Here is a 16,237-nt window from a genome sequence, read left to right as displayed (position 1 = left end):
ACGTTCGGGCAAGGTCCCGTTCAGGGAATCCGGTGCCGAACGGGTGACGGGTGCGGCAGGATCACCTGATGGAGCACGTACGCGATCTGACGCTTCTGCCGAAAGCCCATCTGCACCTGCACTTCACCGGGTCCATGCGCCCGTCGACCCTGCTGGAGCTCGCCGACAAGTACGGCGTGCGCCTGCCCGAGGCCCTGACCGGGGCGCTGACCGGCGGGGAGCCGCCGAAGCTGCGCGCCACGGACGAGCGGGGCTGGTTCCGCTTCCAGCGGCTGTACGACGCCGCCCGCTCGTGCCTGCGGCAGCCCGAGGACATCCAGCGCCTGGTCCGCGAGGCCGCGGAGGAGGACGTCCGCGACGGCTGCGGCTGGCTGGAGATCCAGGTCGACCCCACCTCGTACGCCCCGCACCTGGGCGGTCTGATCCCGGCCGTCGAGGTCATCCTGGACGCGGTCGACGCGGCCTCCCGCCACACGGGGCTGGGCATCCGCGTGCTGATCGCGGCCAACCGCATGAAGCACCCGCTCGACGCCCGTACGCTCGCCCGGCTGGCCGTCCGCTACGCCGACCGGGGCATCGTCGGCTTCGGCCTGTCGAACGACGAGCGCCGCGGCATGGCCCGGGACTTCGACCGGGCCTTCGCCATCGCCCGCGAGGGGGGCCTGCTGGCGGCCCCGCACGGCGGTGAGCTCACCGGCCCGGCCTCCGTGCGGGACTGCCTGGACGATCTGCACGCGGCCCGGATCGGGCACGGGGTGCGGGCGGCGGAGGACCCGCGGCTGCTGCGGCGGCTCGCGGAGGCGGGGGTCACCTGCGAGGTGTGCCCCGCGTCCAACGTGGCGCTGGGCGTGTACGAGCGGCCGGAGGACGTCCCGCTGCGGACGCTGTTCGACGCGGGGGTGCCGATGGCGCTGGGCGCGGACGACCCGCTGCTGTTCGGGTCGCGGCTGGCGGCGCAGTACGAGATCGCCCGCCGCCACCACTCCTTCACGGACGCGGAGCTCGCGGAGCTGGCCCGCCAGTCGGTGCGGGGGTCGGCGGCGCCGCTCGACGTCCAGGACAAGCTGGTGACGGGGATCGACCACTGGCTGGCGGAATAGCCGGCCCCGGCCCTGGCTGCGGCCGGGGCTGCGGCGGCCGGTTCCGGCTGCGGCGGCCGGTCAGCGGGTGAGCCGCAGGTCCCCCTGCCAGCAGTCGGCCCGGACCCGGTCGCCGTCGGCGAAGCCGATCTCCAGCTCGGTGCGCCCGGTCTCGGGCGCCGCGAATTCGGACACCCGTGCCACGGTGTCGCCGAGGTGGCGCAGGAAGGGGTGGTCGCCGAGGTCCTCGCCGACCTCGATGCGGCCCCACTCCCCCATGTCGTACGGCTCGTGGGGGGTGGCCGACTCGACGATCAGGCAGCCGTCGGACCCGGTGCTGATCCTGGTGGAATCGCCCTCGCTGTCGACGAGCCAGACGTCGAGGGGCGCCTCGGAGCGTTCGCCCTCGTAGACGTGCCAGGACGCGACGATGCGGTTGATCGTGCGTCCCACCAGGCGGGTGGGGTCCGTGCCGGCCCCGTGCCGTGGGCAGAGCATGGCGGCCGGGGCTCCTCAGAGGCTGACGCCGACCGTCACCGGCTCGTTGACCAGGGTGACGCCGAAGGCCGCGTGGACTCCCGCGACGACCTCGCGGGCCAGGGTGAGCAGGTCCTCGGTGGTGGCCCCGCCGCGGTTGGTGAGGGCGAGGGTGTGCTTGGTGGAGATCCGGGCGGGGCCGGTGCCGTAGCCCTTGGTGAAGCCGGCCTTGTCGATGAGCCAGGCGGCGCTGGTCTTCGTACGGCCCTCGCCGGCCGGGTAGGCGGGCGGGGCGGTGTCGGCGCCGAGGCGCTCCTGGGCGCGGGCGAGGAACGCGGTGTACGCCTCGTCGGTCAGGATCGGGTTGTGGAAGAAGGATCCGGCTGACCAGGTGTCGTGGTCGGCGGGGTCGAGGACCATGCCCTTGCCGGCGCGCAGGCGCAGCACGGTATCGCGGGCGGTGGCGGCCGGGACGCGGTCGCCGGCGCCGACGCCGAGGGCGCGGGCGGTCTCGGGGTACTTGATCGGGGCGGACAGCCCGCCGGCGTCCTCGAGGGCGAAGCGGACGCGCAGGACGACGTACCGGTCGGGCTGGTGCTTGAAGAGGCTGTCGCGGTACGAGAAGGCGCACTCGGCGGCGGACAGGGTGACGGTCTCGCGGCGGTTGCGGTCGTAGGCGACGACCTCGGTGATGGTGTCGCACACCTCCTGGCCGTACGCGCCGACGTTCTGGATCGGGGTCGCGCCGGCGGAGCCGGGGATCCCGGCGAGGCATTCGATGCCGGCGAGGCCCGCCTCGACGGTGCGGGCGACGGCGTCGGACCAGTTCTCGCCGGCGGCGAGCTCCAGGGTGGTGCCGTCGAGGTGGAAGCCGGTGGTGGCGATGCGCAGGGCGGTGCCGTCGAAGCCGCGGTCGCCGATGACCAGGTTGCTGCCGCCGCCGATGACGAGCAGCGGGGTGCCGCTCTCGTCCGCGGCGCGGACGGTGTCGACCACCTCGGCGTCGGTGGTCGCGGTGACCAGCCGGGCGGCGGGGCCGCCGAGGCGGAAGGTGGTCAGCGGGGCGAGGGGGGCGTCGTGGAGTTCCTGCACGTGGACAAGAGTACGGTCCGCGGCCACGGGTTCCCGGCGGGGCCACGGACCGTACGTCGTCGCGGTCAGTACCGGGCCTGCTGGGCGGCGAGCCGGCGCTCGGCTTCCTCCCAGGTGATGGGGAGGTCGGAGGCGGGGGCGGTCCAGAAGGTGAAGGCCGAGTCCTTCATGTGCGCGGCGGCGGCGCGGGAATTCGAGCGGTGCGGCTCGCTGCGGGCGAACCGGTGGAGGGCGTCGCGGTCGGTCCAGGCGGAGAGGGTGAGGAAGGTCCGGGAGCCGACGCGGGCCCGGAGGGCGGCGCCGTGGGCGCCGGGGGCCTTGCGGATCTGGAAGACGATCCCGGGTGACCTCAGCAGGAAGCGGAGGGCCCCGAGCAGGGTCCGGGTCTCGAACCGGGAGGCCATGACGTAGACCTCGGCGTCGGGGGCGGGCGCGGTGGGCGTGGTCCAGGGCATGTCGGGCATGGCGGAGCTCCTTCGTACGGATCGGGCGGGCCGGATCGTGAGGGTCTCTTGCGCTCTACGGGTCGTACCGGACTGCGGGGCGGGCCGGGGTCAGCCGACGGGGACCTCGGCGGCCTCGGGTGCCGCCTGGCCGGGGGCGGCGGTGGCGGCGGGGGCGGCCGCGGGGGACGCCTTCCCCTTGCCCGGGACCAGGAGGGCGAAGGCGGCCGCCACGGCCACCGCGGCGGCGCCGGTCCACAGCGCCGGCACGGTTCCGTCGGTGAAGGCCTGCGGGGACCCGTAGCCGCCCCGGGCGGAGAAGACCGAGGCCAGGACCGCGACGCCGAGGGCTCCGCCGACCTCGCGCAGGGCGTTGTTGGCGCCGGAGGCCTTGCCCTGGTCGGCGGGGGACACGGTGGACATCAGGACGTTGGACGCGGGGGCGAAGTACAGGGCCATGCCGATGCCGCTGAGGATCAGCGCCGGGAGCTGGGCGGCGTACGAGACGTCGGCGCTCAGGACCAGGGCGAACCAGCCGAGGCCGAGTGCCTGCAGCGCGAGCCCGGCGGCGACGACGGGGCGGCCGCCGATCCGGTCGGAGAGGATGCCCGCGATCGGGGCCACGAACATGGGCATGGCGGTCCACGGGAGCATGCGCACTCCGGCCTCGGTGGGCGAGTACCCGGCGACACCCTGGAGGAACTGGCTGAGCAGGAAGATCGAGCCGAACATGCCCAGGTACATGAGCAGGCTGGCCGCGTTGATCCCGAGGAAGCCGCGGCGCCGGAACAGGCGCATGGGCAGCACGGGGTTCGGGTGGCGGAACCCGTGGTGGACGAAGGCGCCGACGAGCGCGGTGCCGACGATCAGGGCGGTGAGTACGGGAGCGCTGGTCCAGCCGTGGGAGTTGGCGTTGACGAGGCCGTAGACGATGCCGAAGAGGCCGCCGCTGATGAGGAGCGTGCCCGGTACGTCGAGACGGGAGTTCGGGGCGGTGGACTCGGCCAGCTTGAGCCGGGCGAGCGGGATCAGGGCCAGCCCGACGGGGACGTTCAGCCAGAAGATCCACTGCCAGGAGATGTGCTCGGTGAGGGTGCCGCCGATCAGCGGGCCACTGGCGACGGCGAGCCCGCTGACGGCTCCGAAGATCCCGAGCGCGGTGCCGCGGCGGGCCGCGGGGACGGCGGCGGTGAGCAGGGTGAGGGTGAGCGGCATCATGATCGCGGCGCCGACGCCCTGGACGGCGCGGGCGACGATGAGCTCCTCGATGCCGGGGGAGAGGGCGGCCGCGGCGGAGGCGCCGGTGAACACCGCGAGACCGGACATGAAGAGCCGGCGCCGGCCGAAGCGGTCGCCGAGGGCCGCACCGAACATGAGGAGGACGGCGAAGGCGAGCGTGTACGCGTTCACCGTCCACTCCAGTTCCTCCAGCCCACCGCCGAGTTCCTTGCGGATGGCGGGGAGGGCGGTGGTGACGACGAGGTTGTCGAGGGCGGCCATGAAGCCGGCCGCGGAGGTGAGGACGAGCGCCCAGACGGCGGGTCCGCGCAGTGCGGCGTCCGGGGCCCCTCGGGAGGCCCCGCGGCGGGTCTTTCGGGTGTCTTGAGTGCCGTTCACGGTTTCCCCCTGGGGACGAGAAGCAGATTGTTAGTAATCACTGACTAACTTTCAACGCCACGGCGATGCCGGACGCCCTGCGGCGAGCGGCCGGCAGCCCGGGGTCCGGGGCCGGCGCCCCGTCGCCCGACCCGGGTGGCTACTCCCCCGCCGACCCGTCGACGGGGGCGGGGGCGGAGGCGGAGGGATACAACCCCTCCCACACCCGGTGCCCGGGCGGGAAGCCCATGGCGGCCAGGGTGTTGATCAGCATTCCGTAGGCCATGAAGCTCGTGGTCTCCTTCACGTCGCCACCGAGGGGGACGTGGACGGTGTCCCAGAGCTCCATCCAGCCCTTGCGGACCAGCTCGCCGAGCTGGTGGTCGCCGGACGCCTCGGCGGCGGCGACGCCGGCGTACATCTGGAGCTGCATCTGGAGCTTGTCCGGCTCCTCCGCGATGAGCCGGGAGTACGCGTTCGCCATGGCGAGCGTGGCCTCCTCGCCCTCCAGCCCCTCGGCGGCCACGGCGAAGACCTCGCGGGTCTCGCGCAGGCAGCGCTCGGCGGTGGCGAGGAAGAGCGCCTGCTTGCTGGGGAAGAGCCGGAAGAGGTACGGCTGGGAGACGCCGACGCGTTTGGCGATCGCCTCGGTGGAGGTGCCGTGGTACCCGCCGCGGGCGAATTCGTGCATCGCCGCGCGGATGACGCTCTCGCGCCGCTCCTCTGCGCTCATCCTCACCATGGAAGCTAAGTTAGTGACCAATTACTACTTTGGCAAGGGCGGGAGAAGGGGTGCCCGCGACGGTGCTGCGGACACCCCTTCCCGGACTGCGCCGGGCCGCCGTTCCCGCCGCCCGGAGGCGGCGGCTCAGGCCAGCCGGACCACGGCCCGCGACATGCCGAGCACCTTCTGGCCGGCGCTCATCGCGGTGAGGTCCACCCGGACCTTGTTGTCGTCGAGCTTGGCGGCGACCTTGCCGCTGACCTCGATCAGGGCGCCGGTGTCGTCGTTCGGGACCACGACGGGCTTGGTGAAGCGGACGCCGTACTCGACGACCGCGCCCGGGTCTCCGAGCCAGTCGGTGACGACGCGGACGGCCTCGGCCATGGTGAACATGCCGTGGGCGATCACGTCCGGGAGGCCGACCTCCTTGGCGAACTTCTCGTTCCAGTGGATCGGGTTGAAGTCACCGGAGGCGCCCGCGTACTGGACGAGCGTGGCGCGGGTCACGGGGAAGGAGGCCGCGGGGAGCTCGGTGCCGACCTCGACGTCGTCGTACTTGATCCGTGCGGTCATCTCAGGCCTCCTCGGGGGCGCGGGAGACGAGCTTCGTCCACGCCGTCACCACGTGCTCGCCGGTCTCGTCGTGGACCTCGCCGCGGATGTCGATGATGTCGTTCCCGGCGAGGGTCTTGACCGCCTCGATGGTGGAGGTCACGGAGAGCCGGTCGCCGGCCCGCACGGGGCGGTTGTAGGCGAACTTCTGGTCGCCGTGGACGACACGGCTGTAGTCCAGCCCGAGCTGCGGGTCGGCGACGACCTGGCCCGCGGCCGCGAAGGTGATCGCGAAGACGAAGGTCGGCGGAGCGATCACGTCCTGGTACCCGGCGGCCTTGGCGGCCTCGGCGTCGGTGTAGACGGGGTTGTCGTCCCCGACCGCGGCCGCGAACTCGCGGATCTTCTCGCGGCCGACCTCGTACGGATCGGTGGGCGGGTAGCTCCGCCCGACGAAGGACTGGTCGAGCGCCATGGCTCCCTACCTCCTGTGGAAAACGACGGACACGGTCACGGACTCGACGTCACGGAAACGACACGAGGCCGCCCCCGTTGAAGGGGACGACCTCATGACGTTGCCTGTGTTCGAGACTTCGCCGGTGTCAGCGGGTCTCGCGGTGCGCGGTGTGCGAGTTGCAGCGCGGGCAGTGCTTCTTCATCTCCATGCGGTCCGGGTTGTTACGCCGGTTCTTCTTGGTGATGTAGTTCCGCTCCTTGCACTCCACGCAGGCCAGCGTGATCTTCGGGCGGACGTCGGTGGCAGCCACGTGAGTGCTCCTTGACGGACTAATGGACGGATCGAACGCATAAAAGAGTAGCCGATCGGGAGACCGACCCCGCAATCGGCTACTGTGGGTAGCGGCGACCGGACTTGAACCGGTGACACAGCGATTATGAGCCGCTTGCTCTACCGACTGAGCTACGCCGCTTTGATGATGATCGGCTCCCCACCCGAGGGTGGGGGGCCTCTCTCACCAGAGCCCCAATGCGGAATCGAACCGCAGACCTTCTCCTTACCATGGAGACGCTCTACCGACTGAGCTATTGGGGCGAGCGAGGAAGACATTACACGGTTGCCAGCCGATCGCCCAAATCCATTGCCGGAGCCGTCCCCGGGCCCCGATCCGGAGGGGTGCGCGGACCCGTCCGCGGGCGGTGCGCAGGCCGTGTTCGGGGCCGTGCGCAGCCCGTGTTCGGGCCCGTGCGCAGGCCCGTAGTCGGCCCCGCGCGGGTCGCCGCGGGGACCGGTGCGGGGTGGGTGCGGCACCGGTTCCGCGGGCGGTGGGCGGGCGCACGCGGGCGGTGGGCGGCGGCCGGTCCGGGCGGATGGCGCGGCGGTACGACTATTGCGGCGCTCCCCGACGGCGGGGGCCGCGCGCCCTAGGCTCGGTGCACGCTGCGTGATCTTGGGCCGCAGGCCGCACGTGGGCCGCAGGGCCCCGACCCCCGGTCCAGGACCCGCCCGAGCCACCGCACCACCGCAGGAGCGCGATGTCCGACAGCCAGCCGCAGCAGCCGCCCCCGTCCCCCCGCAGCGGCCGCGGTGAGGGCGGCCCCGGGTCCTCGCGCAGCGGCCGCGGCGAGGGTCCGGCGCCGGGTGCGCACGCGGCTCCCGCCGAGTCCGCGGCGCTGCTGCTCGCCGGGGCCCGGCTCATGGACGGCCGCACGGTCGACGTCCGCCTCGGCGGCGGCCGGATCCGGGCCGTCGGCCCCGCGGGCAGCCTGCCCTCGGCGGCGGTGGCCCGGGTGGACCTGTCCGGCTTCCTGCTGCTGCCCGCCCCCGCCGAGCCGCACGCGCACGGGGACACCGCCCTGACCGCCGATGCGGAGGGGCCCGTCTCGTACGCGCCGGACCAGGTGCAGCGTCGGGCCACCGAGGCCGCCCTGCTCCAGCTGGGCCACGGCGCGACGGCGGTCCGCTCGCACGTCCGGATCGGCGGCGAGTGCGGCCTCGGTGCGCTGGAGGCCGTACTCGCCGCCCGCCGCTCGCTGCGCGGGCTCGCGGACCTGACCGCGGTGGCCGCGCCCCGGCTGCTGACGGGGGCGGCGGGCGCGGACGGGCTGGCGATGCTGCGGGACGCGGTCCGGATGGGTGCTTCGGTCATCGGCGGCTGCCCGGACCTCGACCCGGACCCGGCGGGCTTCGCGGAGGCCGTGCTGGAGCTGGCCGCCGAGCACGGCTGCCCCGTGGACCTGCACACGGACGGCGGCGACCCCGGCCGGCTGGCCCGGCTCGCCGCGATGGCCGGCGGGTTGCGGGCGGGGGTGACGATCGGCCCGTGCGGCGGCCTGTCCCGGCTCCCGCTGGAGGCGGCCCACCGGGCGGCCGACGGGCTGGCCGCGGCCGGCGTGCGGGTCACCTGCCTGCCCCAGGGCGACTGCGCCGCCCTGGAGCGGCGGGGCCTGCGCACCGCGCCCGTACGGCTGCTGCGCGCCGCCGGGGTGCGGGTCGCGGCCGGCAGCGGGGCGCTGCGCGACGTCGGCAACCCGGTCGGCCGGGGCGACCCCCTGGAGGCCGCGTACCTGCTGGCCTCCCAGGGCGGGCTGCGGCCGGCGGAGGCCTACGACACGGTGAGCGGCGCGGCCCGGGAGGCGATGGGCCTGCCGGAGGTACGGGTGGAGGCCGGGTTCCCGGCGGAGCTGCTCGCGGTGCGCGGGGACCGGATCGCCGGGGTGCTGTCCCTCGCGTACAGCCGGATCGTGATCCACCGCGGGCGGGTGGTCGCCCGGACCAGCGCCGTACGGGAGTACTGCGACTCGGCGGTCGCGGTGGCGCTGGACCTGCCCCGGCAGGGCCGTATGGAGCCCGGCCCCTGAGCGTCCGGCGGGTGTTCGCGGGCGGCGGGGCCCTGGTCGTCGTACGGTCGGCTCATGCGCATCGTCATCGCGGGTGGACACGGTCAGATCGCACTGCGGCTGGAGCGGTTGCTCGCCGTGCGCGGGTACGAGGTCGCGGGCATCATCCGCGACCGGACGCAGGGCGACGACCTGCGGGAGGCGGGCGCCGAACCGGTGCTGTGCGACCTGGAGTCGGCCACGGTCGAGCACGTGGCGGGGATCCTGCAGGGCGCGGGGGCGGCGGTGTTCGCGGCCGGGGCGGGCCCGGGCAGCGGCGTCGCCCGCAAGGACACGGTGGACCGGGGTGCGGCGGTGCTGTTCGCGGACGCGGCCGAACGGGCCGGCGTGCGGCGCTTCCTGATGGTGTCCTCGATGGGCGCGGACGCGCAGCACGGGGGCGACGAGGTGTTCGACGCCTATCTGCGGGCGAAGGGCGAGGCGGACGACCACGTCCGCACCCGCCTCGGCCTGGAGTGGACGGTCCTGCGCCCGGGGTCGCTGGTCGACGACCCCGGGACGGGTCTGGTGCGCCTGGAGGCGCACGCGGGCGGCGGGTCGGTGCCGCGCGACGACGTGGCGGCGGTCCTGGCGGAGCTGCTGGAGACCCCGGCGACGGCGGGCCTGACGCTGGAGCTGGTCGGCGGTTCGGTCCCGGTGGCGGTGGCCGTCAAGGACGTGGCCGGCAACTGAGGTCCGGCCGGGCGGCCGGGGCTCCCTGACGATTGACGGGGGTTCAGAAGTCGGCGGTGACCTCGTCGTCGGACCGCCCGACGGAATCCTGCTCGTACTGCTCCTCGTAGGCGGCGCGGATCCGCTCGATGCGCGCGCCGCGCACCTCGGCCTCCGGCTCCGGGTACAGCAGCACGACCTCGTAGGACTGCTCGCGGACCATCTCGCCGTCGCCGGCCCGCCAGCGGCCGACGCCGTCGAGGACGGTCAGCCCCTCGGGGAAGGCCGGGGTGATCTCCCGGTCCAGGAACCGGATGAACTCCTGCTCGGTGACCGCGGGCCGGCCGGCGGGCCGCTCGGTGCCGAAGTAGAGGCGGGTCTCGCGGTACGGCTCCTGGCCGGGCCCGTGCAGGGCGGCTCCGACGAGGGCCGGGATGCCGGCGCCGAGCAGGGCGAGGAGCACGCCGCCGCCGGCCTTGCCGCGGATGTGGGATTTCCATGTCACCCCCGGTGAACGACCCGGCCCCGCGCACGGGACGCCCCGTCACCCGCCCGGCCCCCCGCTCACGGGCTCTCCAGTCGCCGCCGCCACCACGGGTCGCGGGGAGCGGCGTACGGGTCGGGCAGGGTGCGGGCGAGGAACCGCTCGTCGAGCGGTGCGAGCACGGCGCGCAGCCGTCGCGCCGCCCCTGGCGGGAGGGCGTGGCAGATGTCCTCCAACACCTGCCGGTGGTCCCCGCCCCAGGGCGGCTCGCAGCACGGGTAGTGCGTCGTGAAGTCCGGGTAGACGGTCCGGGGCCCGGGGCGGTGCACGAGCTCCCGCCACCCGAGCCAGGCGGCGTGCGCGGCGCCGGGCTCGTACAGGCGCCGCTCGACGCGGGCGATCCCGGCCAGGGCCTTGCCGGAGAGCCGGGGGATCACGGCCCGCCCGCCCTGCGGCGGGTGCGGGTTGCGGTGCAGGTCCCGCCGGACCTGCGCGGGCGCCTTACGCGGCACGGGCCTTTCGGCCGGGAACACTGTTCATGCGGCCATGGTGCCCGCTGCGGCCTCCGGACGCACCTCGGTTTCCGCGGGTCCCACACCCGAACGCAGAACGGCCCCTGATCGCGTTTCCGCAGATCAGGGGCCGTTCTTTCCATGTGGCGGCGCCAGGATTCGAACCTGGGTAGGCTAAGCCGACGGATTTACAGTCCGCTCCCATTGGCCACTCGGGCACACCGCCATGGGATGTCGCCTTCGAGTCCGCTGTGCGGCGGTGCTCCCTGGCAACGACGTAAACAATACCCGATGCTCCGGGGTGCTTCGCCACCGGATTGATCAGCGCTGCCGGCGGGTGCGGTGGCTAGGCTTTGCGGAGCGGGCCGGGTAGGGCCGGCCGCCGCCCCGCAGGGGCATCTACGCCGACTTCAAGGAGCCACAGCACATGGCCGACTCCAGTTTCGACATCGTCTCGAAGGTCGAGCGGCAGGAGGTCGACAACGCCCTCAACCAGGCCGCCAAGGAACTCTCGCAGCGCTACGACTTCAAGGGCACCGGCGCCTCCATCTCCTGGTCCGGCGAGAAGATCCTGATGGAGGCGAACTCGGAGGAGCGGGTCAAGGCCGTCCTCGACGTGTTCGAGACCAAGCTGGTCAAGCGCGGGATCTCGCTCAAGGCGCTGGACGCCGGTGAGCCGCAGCTGTCCGGCAAGGAGTACAAGATCTTCGCCTCGATCGAGGAGGGCATCTCCCAGGAGAACGCCAAGAAGGTCGCCAAGATGATCCGCGACGAGGGCCCGAAGGGCGTCAAGGCGCAGGTCCAGGGCGAGGAGCTGCGCGTCAGCTCGAAGAGCCGCGACGACCTCCAGGCCGTCCAGGCGCTGCTGAAGGGCAAGGACCTGGACTTCGCGATCCAGTTCGTGAACTACCGCTGATCACTGCTGATCCGGTTCTCCGGCCTGTGCGGACACGCCGGGCCGCGGCCTCGCTCCGGCCCCGTGTGCGCCCCCGACGCGGGCCCATCCGTCTCGACGGGTGGGCCCGCGGGCTCGTTGACGGCGCCTCGAACAGGGCCTCCCGTGCGGCCTGTTGACCGGGGCGCGGGGGTGGCGGCTGTCCGTCGTGCCGCGCTTAGGCTGGGCGGGTGATCGAAGGGTGTGGGGCGGCCGGTGTCGTGGTGGAACTGGGGGGCGCGACCACGGGGGAGGTCCGGCTGGGGTTCGCCCGAGCCGTGCGGCCGTTCCCGGAGTTCGAGAACGATCCGGTGCTCGACTTCCTCGTACGCGCCCGTGGTGAGCGGGCGGACGTGGAGGTGTGCGTGCGCACCTTCGACGGGGACGGGCTCGACGCCTTCCTCGGCGGGCTGGCCGAGGACTTCCGGGGGTGGGAGGGGGCGCGCACCTGGGACGCGGTGAGCGGCGGTCTGACGCTCTCGGCCCGGCACGGTTCCGGCGGCCAGGTGCGGCTCACCTGGGGCCTGCACGACCTGACGCCGGGCGCGAACTGGCGGTTCGAGGCCGTGACGGTGCACGAGGCGGGCGAGGAGATGCGCCGTCTGGCGGCCGCGATGTCCGCCTTCCTCCGCAGCGCCGTGTGATCTTCGCCGCGGGAGGCGGGCCGTGGGCGGCGTGCTGCGGGGTGCGTGCGGGGCGTGGGGGACGTGTGCCCCGCGTGCGCGGCTCGTGCGGCTTGTGCGCCTCGGAGGCTTCCGGTGGGGTCTTGGGCTGCGGGGTGCGCGCCCGCCACCCTGGAGGGAACCGTCGCCGCCCGTCACCGCGTCAGGGGGTCTCGTATGCCTGGTGCCGGCACGTTCCGCGAGGACTTCGGGGCTTCCGTCGTCGTCGCACTGGTCGCCCTGCCGCTGTGTCTGGGGGTGGCGGTCGCCTCCGGAGTGCCGGCCGAGTGGGGGATCGTCTCCGGTGTGGTCGGCGGGCTGGTCACCGGCTGGTTCCGGGGCAGCTCGCTGCAGGTGAGCGGGCCGGCGGCCGGACTGACCGTGCTCGTGTACGAGGCGGTGACCACGCACGGCCTGGCCGCGCTCGGGGTGCTGGTGCTCGTCGCCGGGATGCTGCAGGTCGGGATGGGGGTGCTGCGACTCGGACGGTGGTTCCGGGCGATCTCCGTCGCGGTCGTGCAGGGGATGCTGGCGGGGATCGGGCTGGTGCTGATCGCCTCGCAGCTGTACGCGGTGGGCGGGGTGCCGGCGCCCGGCGGGACGTTGGAGAAGCTGGCCGCGGCGCCCGCGCTGGCCGGGCGGGCCGACTGGACGGCGGTGGCGCTGGGGGCGGGGACCATCGCGGTGATCGTGGGCTGGCGGCGGATGCCGGCCCGGCTGCGGCTCGTGCCGGGCGCGCTCGTCGGGGTGGTGGCCGCGACGGCGGTGTGCGCGGTGTTGCGGCTGCCGGTCGAGCGGGTGCGGGTTGAGGGGGTCGTGGGGGCCGTGGCGCCGCCCGGCTGGGGCGAGTTCGGGGTGCTGGCGTCGGCGGGGGCCTGCGGGACCGTGATCGCCCTGGCGCTGATCGCCTCCGCGGAGACGCTGTTCAGCGCGGCCGCCGTGGACCGGATGCACGACGGGCCGCGGACGCACTACGACCGGGAGCTCGTCGCGCAGGGCGTCGGCAACACCGTGTGCGGGCTGCTGGGGGCGCTGCCGATGACCGCGGTGATCGTGCGCAGCGCCGCCAACGTGGAGGCGGGGGCGCGCACTCGGGCGGCGCGGGTCATGCACGGCGCCTGGCTGCTGCTGTTCGCGGTGGCGCTGCCGCAGCTGCTGGCGGCGGTGCCGCTGGCCGCGCTGGCGGGGGTGCTGCTGCACGCGGGCTGGAAGCTGCTGCCGGGCCGGGCGGTGGCCGCGCTGTGGCGGACGCACCGGGGGGAGGCGGTGGTGCTCGTGGCGACGGCGGGGGCGATCGTGGCCACGAACCTCTTCGAGGGGGTGCTGGTCGGGCTGGGCATCGCCATCGCGAAGGCGGCCTGGGAGACCTCGCACGTGCACGTGGAGCAGGTGGTGGAGGAGGGCGGGGAGGTGTGCGTGCGGGTCCTGGGGAACGCCAGCTTCCTGCGGCTGCCGAAGCTGCTGGACGCGCTGGACGCCCTGCCGGCCGGGCAGCCGGTCCGGCTGGACCTGAGCGGGCTGCGCCACCTCGACCACGCCTGTCTGACGGCCCTGAACGGGTGGGAGCGGGGTCGGGCCCCGCTGGCCGGCCGCGAGGGCGTCGGCTGACCGTTTCCGGGCCCGGGCGGGGCCGCTGAGACCGCCCGTGCGGCGCCCGGCAGCCCTGCCCGGGCCCGGAAACCGGTCGGTGTGCGTCAGCGGGCGTCCGGATCCGGGCCCTTCGGGGTGTCGTCGCGTGCCGAGTCGTAGCCGACGAAGTACGTGGGGCGGCGCTGGACCGCGGTGTAGATGCGGCCGATGTACTCGCCGAGCAGGCCCACGCAGATCAGCTGGATGCCGCCGAGGAACAGCATGGCGACGAAGAGGGAGGTCCAGCCGGGCACCGTCTGCCCGGCCAGGAAGACCCCGACCGAGACGACGATCATCACGAGGCAGGCGAGGAAGCTGACGACGCCGAGCCAGGTCGCCAGCCGCAGCGGGGCGGCGGAGAAGTTCGTGATGCCGTCGACGGCGAGCCGGATCATCTTGCTCAGCGGGTACTTGGTCTCCCCCGCGACCCGCTCGCCGCGCCGGTAGGTGACCTGGCCGCTGGGGAAGCCGAGCCAGGGCACGAGCAGGCGGTAGACCTGGTGCTGGTCGGGCAGTGCCTTGAGGGCTTCGACGGCCTCGCGGCTGAGCAGCCGGAAGTCGCCGGCCTGGGCGGGCACCTGCTTGCCGACCAGGCGGCGCATCAGCCAGTAGTAGGCGCCCGCGGTGTGCCGTTTGAAGCCGGTGTCGGTGCTGCGGTCGGAGCGGACGCCGTAGACGATGTCGAGCTGCCGGGAGCGGGCCAGGTCCAGCATCTCCGGGATCTTCTCCGGCGGGTCCTGGAGGTCGGCGTCGATGCTGGCGACGTAGGCGCCGACGGCGCGGTGCAGGCCGGCGCGCAGGGCCGCCTGGTGGCCGGAGTTGCCGCGCAGCCGGACGATCCGCAGCTCGGGCCATTCGGTGCGGAACTTCTCCAGGAGTTCCGCGGTCCGGTCGGTGCTGCCGTCGTCGACGGCCACCACCTCGTACGCGGCCCCCGTGCCGTCCAGCACCGGCCGGAGGCGGGCCACCAGGGCCGGAAGGGCTTCTTCCTCGTTGTACATCGGCACGATGACCGACAGGGTCGTGCCCGTGATCGCAGCCGACACTGGTTCTTCCTGCCCTGGGTTGATGCGGCGCCGCCGACCGGCTTACCGGGACGCGAACGGGGCGTCGGTGGGGACGATCTCGCGGCCCAGCGGGAGCAGGGAGAGCGGGACCATCTTGAAGTTGGCGATGCCGAACGGGATGCCGATGATCGTGATGCACAGCGCGATGCCGGTCACGATGTGGCCGATGGCGAGCCACCAGCCCGCCAGGACGAGCCACAGCACGTTGCCGATGCAGGATCCGGCGCCGGCGTCGTGGCGTTCGACGGTGGTGTACCCGAAGGGCCACAGGGCGTAGACCGCGATGCGGAACGCCGCTATGCCGAACGGGATGCCGATGATGGTGATGCAGAGCAGCACGCCGGCGAGGACGTATCCGAGGAACAGCCAGATGCCGCTGAGCACGAGCCAAATGATGTTGAGGATGGTCTTCACTGACTACGGCCTGCCATCTGTTCGAGCCGGGCGATGCGCTCGGCCATCGGAGGGTGCGTGGAGAACATCTTAGAAAGGCCCGCCCCGGGGCGGAACGGATTGGCGATCATCATGTGGCTCGCGGTCTCCAGTCTGGGCTCGGGGGGCAGGGGGCGTTGTTTGACGCCGGCGTCCAGCTTGCGCAGGGCGTCGGCCAGGGCGATCGGGTCGCCGGTGAGCTGGGCGCCGGAGGCGTCGGCCTCGTACTCGCGGGACCGGCTGATGGCCAGCTGGATCACGGAGGCGGCCAGCGGGCCCAGGATCATGACCAGGAGGAAGCCGATGATGCCGGGGCCCTCGTCGTCGTCGGAGCGACCGATCGGTATCAGCCAGGCGAAGTTCACCAGGAACATGATCACGGAGGCGAGGGCTCCGGCGACCGACGAGATCAGGATGTCGCGGTTGTAGACGTGGCTGAGCTCGTGGCCGATGACCCCGCGCAGCTCGCGCTCGTCGAGGATGCGCAGGATCCCCTCGGTGCAGCAGACCGCGGCGTTGCGCGGGTTGCGGCCGGTGGCGAAGGCGTTCGGCGCGTCGGTGGGCGAGATGTAGAGCCGGGGCATGGGCTGGCGCGCGGAGGTGGAGAGCTCGCGCACCATGCGGTAGAGCGCGGGGGCCTCGAACTCGCTCACGGGGCGGGCGCGCATCGCGCGTAGAGCCAGCTTGTCGCTGTTCCAGTACGCGTACGCGTTGGTGGCGAGGGCCACGATGACGGCGATGATCAGGCCGCCCCGCCCGAAGAGGCTCCCGATGAAGATGATGAGTGCGGACAGCCCGCCGAGGAGTACGGCGGTCTTCAGCCCGTTGTGCCGGCGGTGCACGGTACGCCCTCCAAATGGTGCGGCGGGGGGACCTCGCGAGGGGCCCACGGTCCAGTGGACCCTTCCTTCCTGGTCAACGCGAGGTGAGGGCGTCAGGTTCCCGGGGCGCGCGCCGGGGGGGGGGGGGGGGGGGGGGGGGGGGGGGGGGGGGGGGGGGGGGGGGGGGGGGGGGGGGGGGGGGGGGGGGGGGGGGGGGGGGGGGGGG

19 protein-coding genes and 3 tRNA genes are annotated in these 16,237 nt (G+C 73.7%); 6 read left to right on the top strand and 16 right to left on the bottom strand.

The genetic code is table 11. The features are described 5' to 3' along the window. Nucleotides 1–68: 68 nt before the first annotated feature. Nucleotides 69–1,100, top strand: coding sequence for an adenosine deaminase (locus ACZ4VL_RS07570; protein ID WP_468197006.1), 1,032 nt, complete (start codon nt 69–71; stop codon nt 1,098–1,100). A 60-nt stretch (nt 1,101–1,160) separates the two neighbouring features. Here the strand turns inward: ACZ4VL_RS07570 and ACZ4VL_RS07565 are convergent, their stop codons facing one another. The 10 genes from ACZ4VL_RS07565 to ACZ4VL_RS07520 all read right to left on the bottom strand — a co-directional run bounded on the left by ACZ4VL_RS07565 (nt 1,161) and on the right by ACZ4VL_RS07520 (nt 7,014). Then, nucleotides 1,161–1,577, bottom strand: a complete 417-nt coding sequence (locus ACZ4VL_RS07565; protein ID WP_468197004.1) for a hypothetical protein — start codon at nt 1,575–1,577, stop codon at nt 1,161–1,163. Nucleotides 1,578–1,592: 15 nt separating this feature from the next. Further along, entirely contained in the window at nt 1,593–2,675 is a 1,083-nt protein-coding gene (locus tag ACZ4VL_RS07560; protein WP_468197001.1) for a UDP-N-acetylmuramate dehydrogenase, read from the bottom strand. Nucleotides 2,676–2,713: 38 nt separating this feature from the next. Beyond that, nucleotides 2,714–3,112 (bottom strand): DUF3291 domain-containing protein, encoded by a 399-nt coding sequence (locus ACZ4VL_RS07555; protein WP_385833370.1) that lies wholly within the window; start codon nt 3,110–3,112, stop codon nt 2,714–2,716. 90 nt (nt 3,113–3,202) lie between these two features. Beyond that, nucleotides 3,203–4,642: a DHA2 family efflux MFS transporter permease subunit gene (locus ACZ4VL_RS07550; RefSeq protein WP_468197178.1), complete on the bottom strand. Its 1,440-nt coding sequence runs from the start codon at nt 4,640–4,642 to the stop codon at nt 3,203–3,205. A gap of 205 nt (nt 4,643–4,847) precedes the next feature. Then, nucleotides 4,848–5,429: a TetR/AcrR family transcriptional regulator gene (locus ACZ4VL_RS07545; RefSeq protein ID WP_468196999.1), complete on the bottom strand. Its 582-nt coding sequence runs from the start codon at nt 5,427–5,429 to the stop codon at nt 4,848–4,850. Nucleotides 5,430–5,555: 126 nt separating this feature from the next. Further along, nucleotides 5,556–5,984 (bottom strand): MaoC family dehydratase, encoded by a 429-nt coding sequence (locus tag ACZ4VL_RS07540; RefSeq protein WP_468196996.1) that lies wholly within the window; start codon nt 5,982–5,984, stop codon nt 5,556–5,558. A gap of 1 nt (nt 5,985) precedes the next feature. Next, a complete protein-coding gene (locus ACZ4VL_RS07535; RefSeq protein WP_468196995.1) occupies nt 5,986–6,438 on the bottom strand; it encodes an FAS1-like dehydratase domain-containing protein in 453 nt (150 codons plus the stop codon). A gap of 127 nt (nt 6,439–6,565) precedes the next feature. Continuing rightward, entirely contained in the window at nt 6,566–6,730 is a 165-nt protein-coding gene (gene rpmG / locus ACZ4VL_RS07530; RefSeq protein WP_007265873.1) for a 50S ribosomal protein L33, read from the bottom strand. 89 nt (nt 6,731–6,819) lie between these two features. Next, a tRNA-Met gene (locus ACZ4VL_RS07525) sits at nt 6,820–6,892 on the bottom strand. Between the two features lie 49 nt (nt 6,893–6,941). After that, a tRNA-Thr gene (locus tag ACZ4VL_RS07520) sits at nt 6,942–7,014 on the bottom strand. Between the two features lie 440 nt (nt 7,015–7,454). Here ACZ4VL_RS07520 and ACZ4VL_RS07515 point away from each other — a divergent pair. Together ACZ4VL_RS07515 and ACZ4VL_RS07510 are read left to right on the top strand one after the other, a co-directional pair. Beyond that, nucleotides 7,455–8,780 carry an amidohydrolase family protein gene (locus ACZ4VL_RS07515; RefSeq protein WP_468196993.1) on the top strand — a complete coding sequence of 442 codons (1,326 nt, stop codon included), beginning with the start codon at nt 7,455–7,457 and terminating at the stop codon, nt 8,778–8,780. Nucleotides 8,781–8,834: 54 nt separating this feature from the next. After that, the gene (locus ACZ4VL_RS07510; protein ID WP_468196990.1) at nt 8,835–9,491 is read left to right on the top strand and encodes an SDR family oxidoreductase; all 657 of its coding nucleotides are present in this window, start codon (nt 8,835–8,837) and stop codon (nt 9,489–9,491) included. Nucleotides 9,492–9,534: 43 nt separating this feature from the next. Here ACZ4VL_RS07510 and ACZ4VL_RS07505 read toward each other — a convergent pair whose 3' ends face one another. The 3 genes from ACZ4VL_RS07505 to ACZ4VL_RS07495 form a co-directional block, all read right to left on the bottom strand. Continuing rightward, nucleotides 9,535–9,975 (bottom strand): DUF3574 domain-containing protein, encoded by a 441-nt coding sequence (locus ACZ4VL_RS07505; RefSeq protein ID WP_468196988.1) that lies wholly within the window; start codon nt 9,973–9,975, stop codon nt 9,535–9,537. 59 nt (nt 9,976–10,034) lie between these two features. Next, the gene (locus ACZ4VL_RS07500; protein WP_468196986.1) at nt 10,035–10,466 is read right to left on the bottom strand and encodes a hypothetical protein; all 432 of its coding nucleotides are present in this window, start codon (nt 10,464–10,466) and stop codon (nt 10,035–10,037) included. A gap of 144 nt (nt 10,467–10,610) precedes the next feature. Beyond that, a tRNA-Tyr gene (locus tag ACZ4VL_RS07495) sits at nt 10,611–10,692 on the bottom strand. Nucleotides 10,693–10,893: 201 nt separating this feature from the next. On the opposite strand from ACZ4VL_RS07495, the gene ACZ4VL_RS07490 reads away from it, so the two are divergent. The 3 genes from ACZ4VL_RS07490 to ACZ4VL_RS07480 all read left to right on the top strand — a co-directional run bounded on the left by ACZ4VL_RS07490 (nt 10,894) and on the right by ACZ4VL_RS07480 (nt 13,670). Beyond that, entirely contained in the window at nt 10,894–11,382 is a 489-nt protein-coding gene (locus ACZ4VL_RS07490; protein WP_468196984.1) for a YajQ family cyclic di-GMP-binding protein, read from the top strand. 209 nt (nt 11,383–11,591) lie between these two features. After that, nucleotides 11,592–12,044 (top strand): DUF6228 family protein, encoded by a 453-nt coding sequence (locus ACZ4VL_RS07485; RefSeq protein ID WP_468196981.1) that lies wholly within the window; start codon nt 11,592–11,594, stop codon nt 12,042–12,044. 195 nt (nt 12,045–12,239) lie between these two features. Further along, the gene (locus ACZ4VL_RS07480) at nt 12,240–13,670 is read left to right on the top strand and encodes a SulP family inorganic anion transporter (RefSeq protein WP_468196979.1); all 1,431 of its coding nucleotides are present in this window, start codon (nt 12,240–12,242) and stop codon (nt 13,668–13,670) included. 86 nt (nt 13,671–13,756) lie between these two features. Here ACZ4VL_RS07480 and ACZ4VL_RS07475 read toward each other — a convergent pair whose 3' ends face one another. The 3 genes from ACZ4VL_RS07475 to htpX are packed head-to-tail and all read right to left on the bottom strand — an operon-like array spanning nt 13,757 to nt 16,032. After that, complete coding sequence (locus ACZ4VL_RS07475) at nt 13,757–14,737, bottom strand: glycosyltransferase family 2 protein (RefSeq protein ID WP_468196977.1); 981 nt, start codon at nt 14,735–14,737, stop codon at nt 13,757–13,759. A 42-nt stretch (nt 14,738–14,779) separates the two neighbouring features. Then, nucleotides 14,780–15,172 (bottom strand): YccF domain-containing protein, encoded by a 393-nt coding sequence (locus ACZ4VL_RS07470; protein ID WP_468196975.1) that lies wholly within the window; start codon nt 15,170–15,172, stop codon nt 14,780–14,782. After that, nucleotides 15,169–16,032 carry a zinc metalloprotease HtpX gene (gene htpX, locus ACZ4VL_RS07465; RefSeq protein WP_468196973.1) on the bottom strand — a complete coding sequence of 288 codons (864 nt, stop codon included), beginning with the start codon at nt 16,030–16,032 and terminating at the stop codon, nt 15,169–15,171. The genes ACZ4VL_RS07470 and htpX overlap by 4 nt, the downstream gene beginning before the upstream one ends. Between the last annotated feature and the right edge of the window lie 205 nt (nt 16,033–16,237).

Source organism: Streptomyces sp. NPDC029014 (assembly GCF_055564695.1).
The sequence above is the reverse complement of the archived record's forward strand: the minus strand, read 5'-3'. Positions and strand labels throughout refer to the sequence as shown.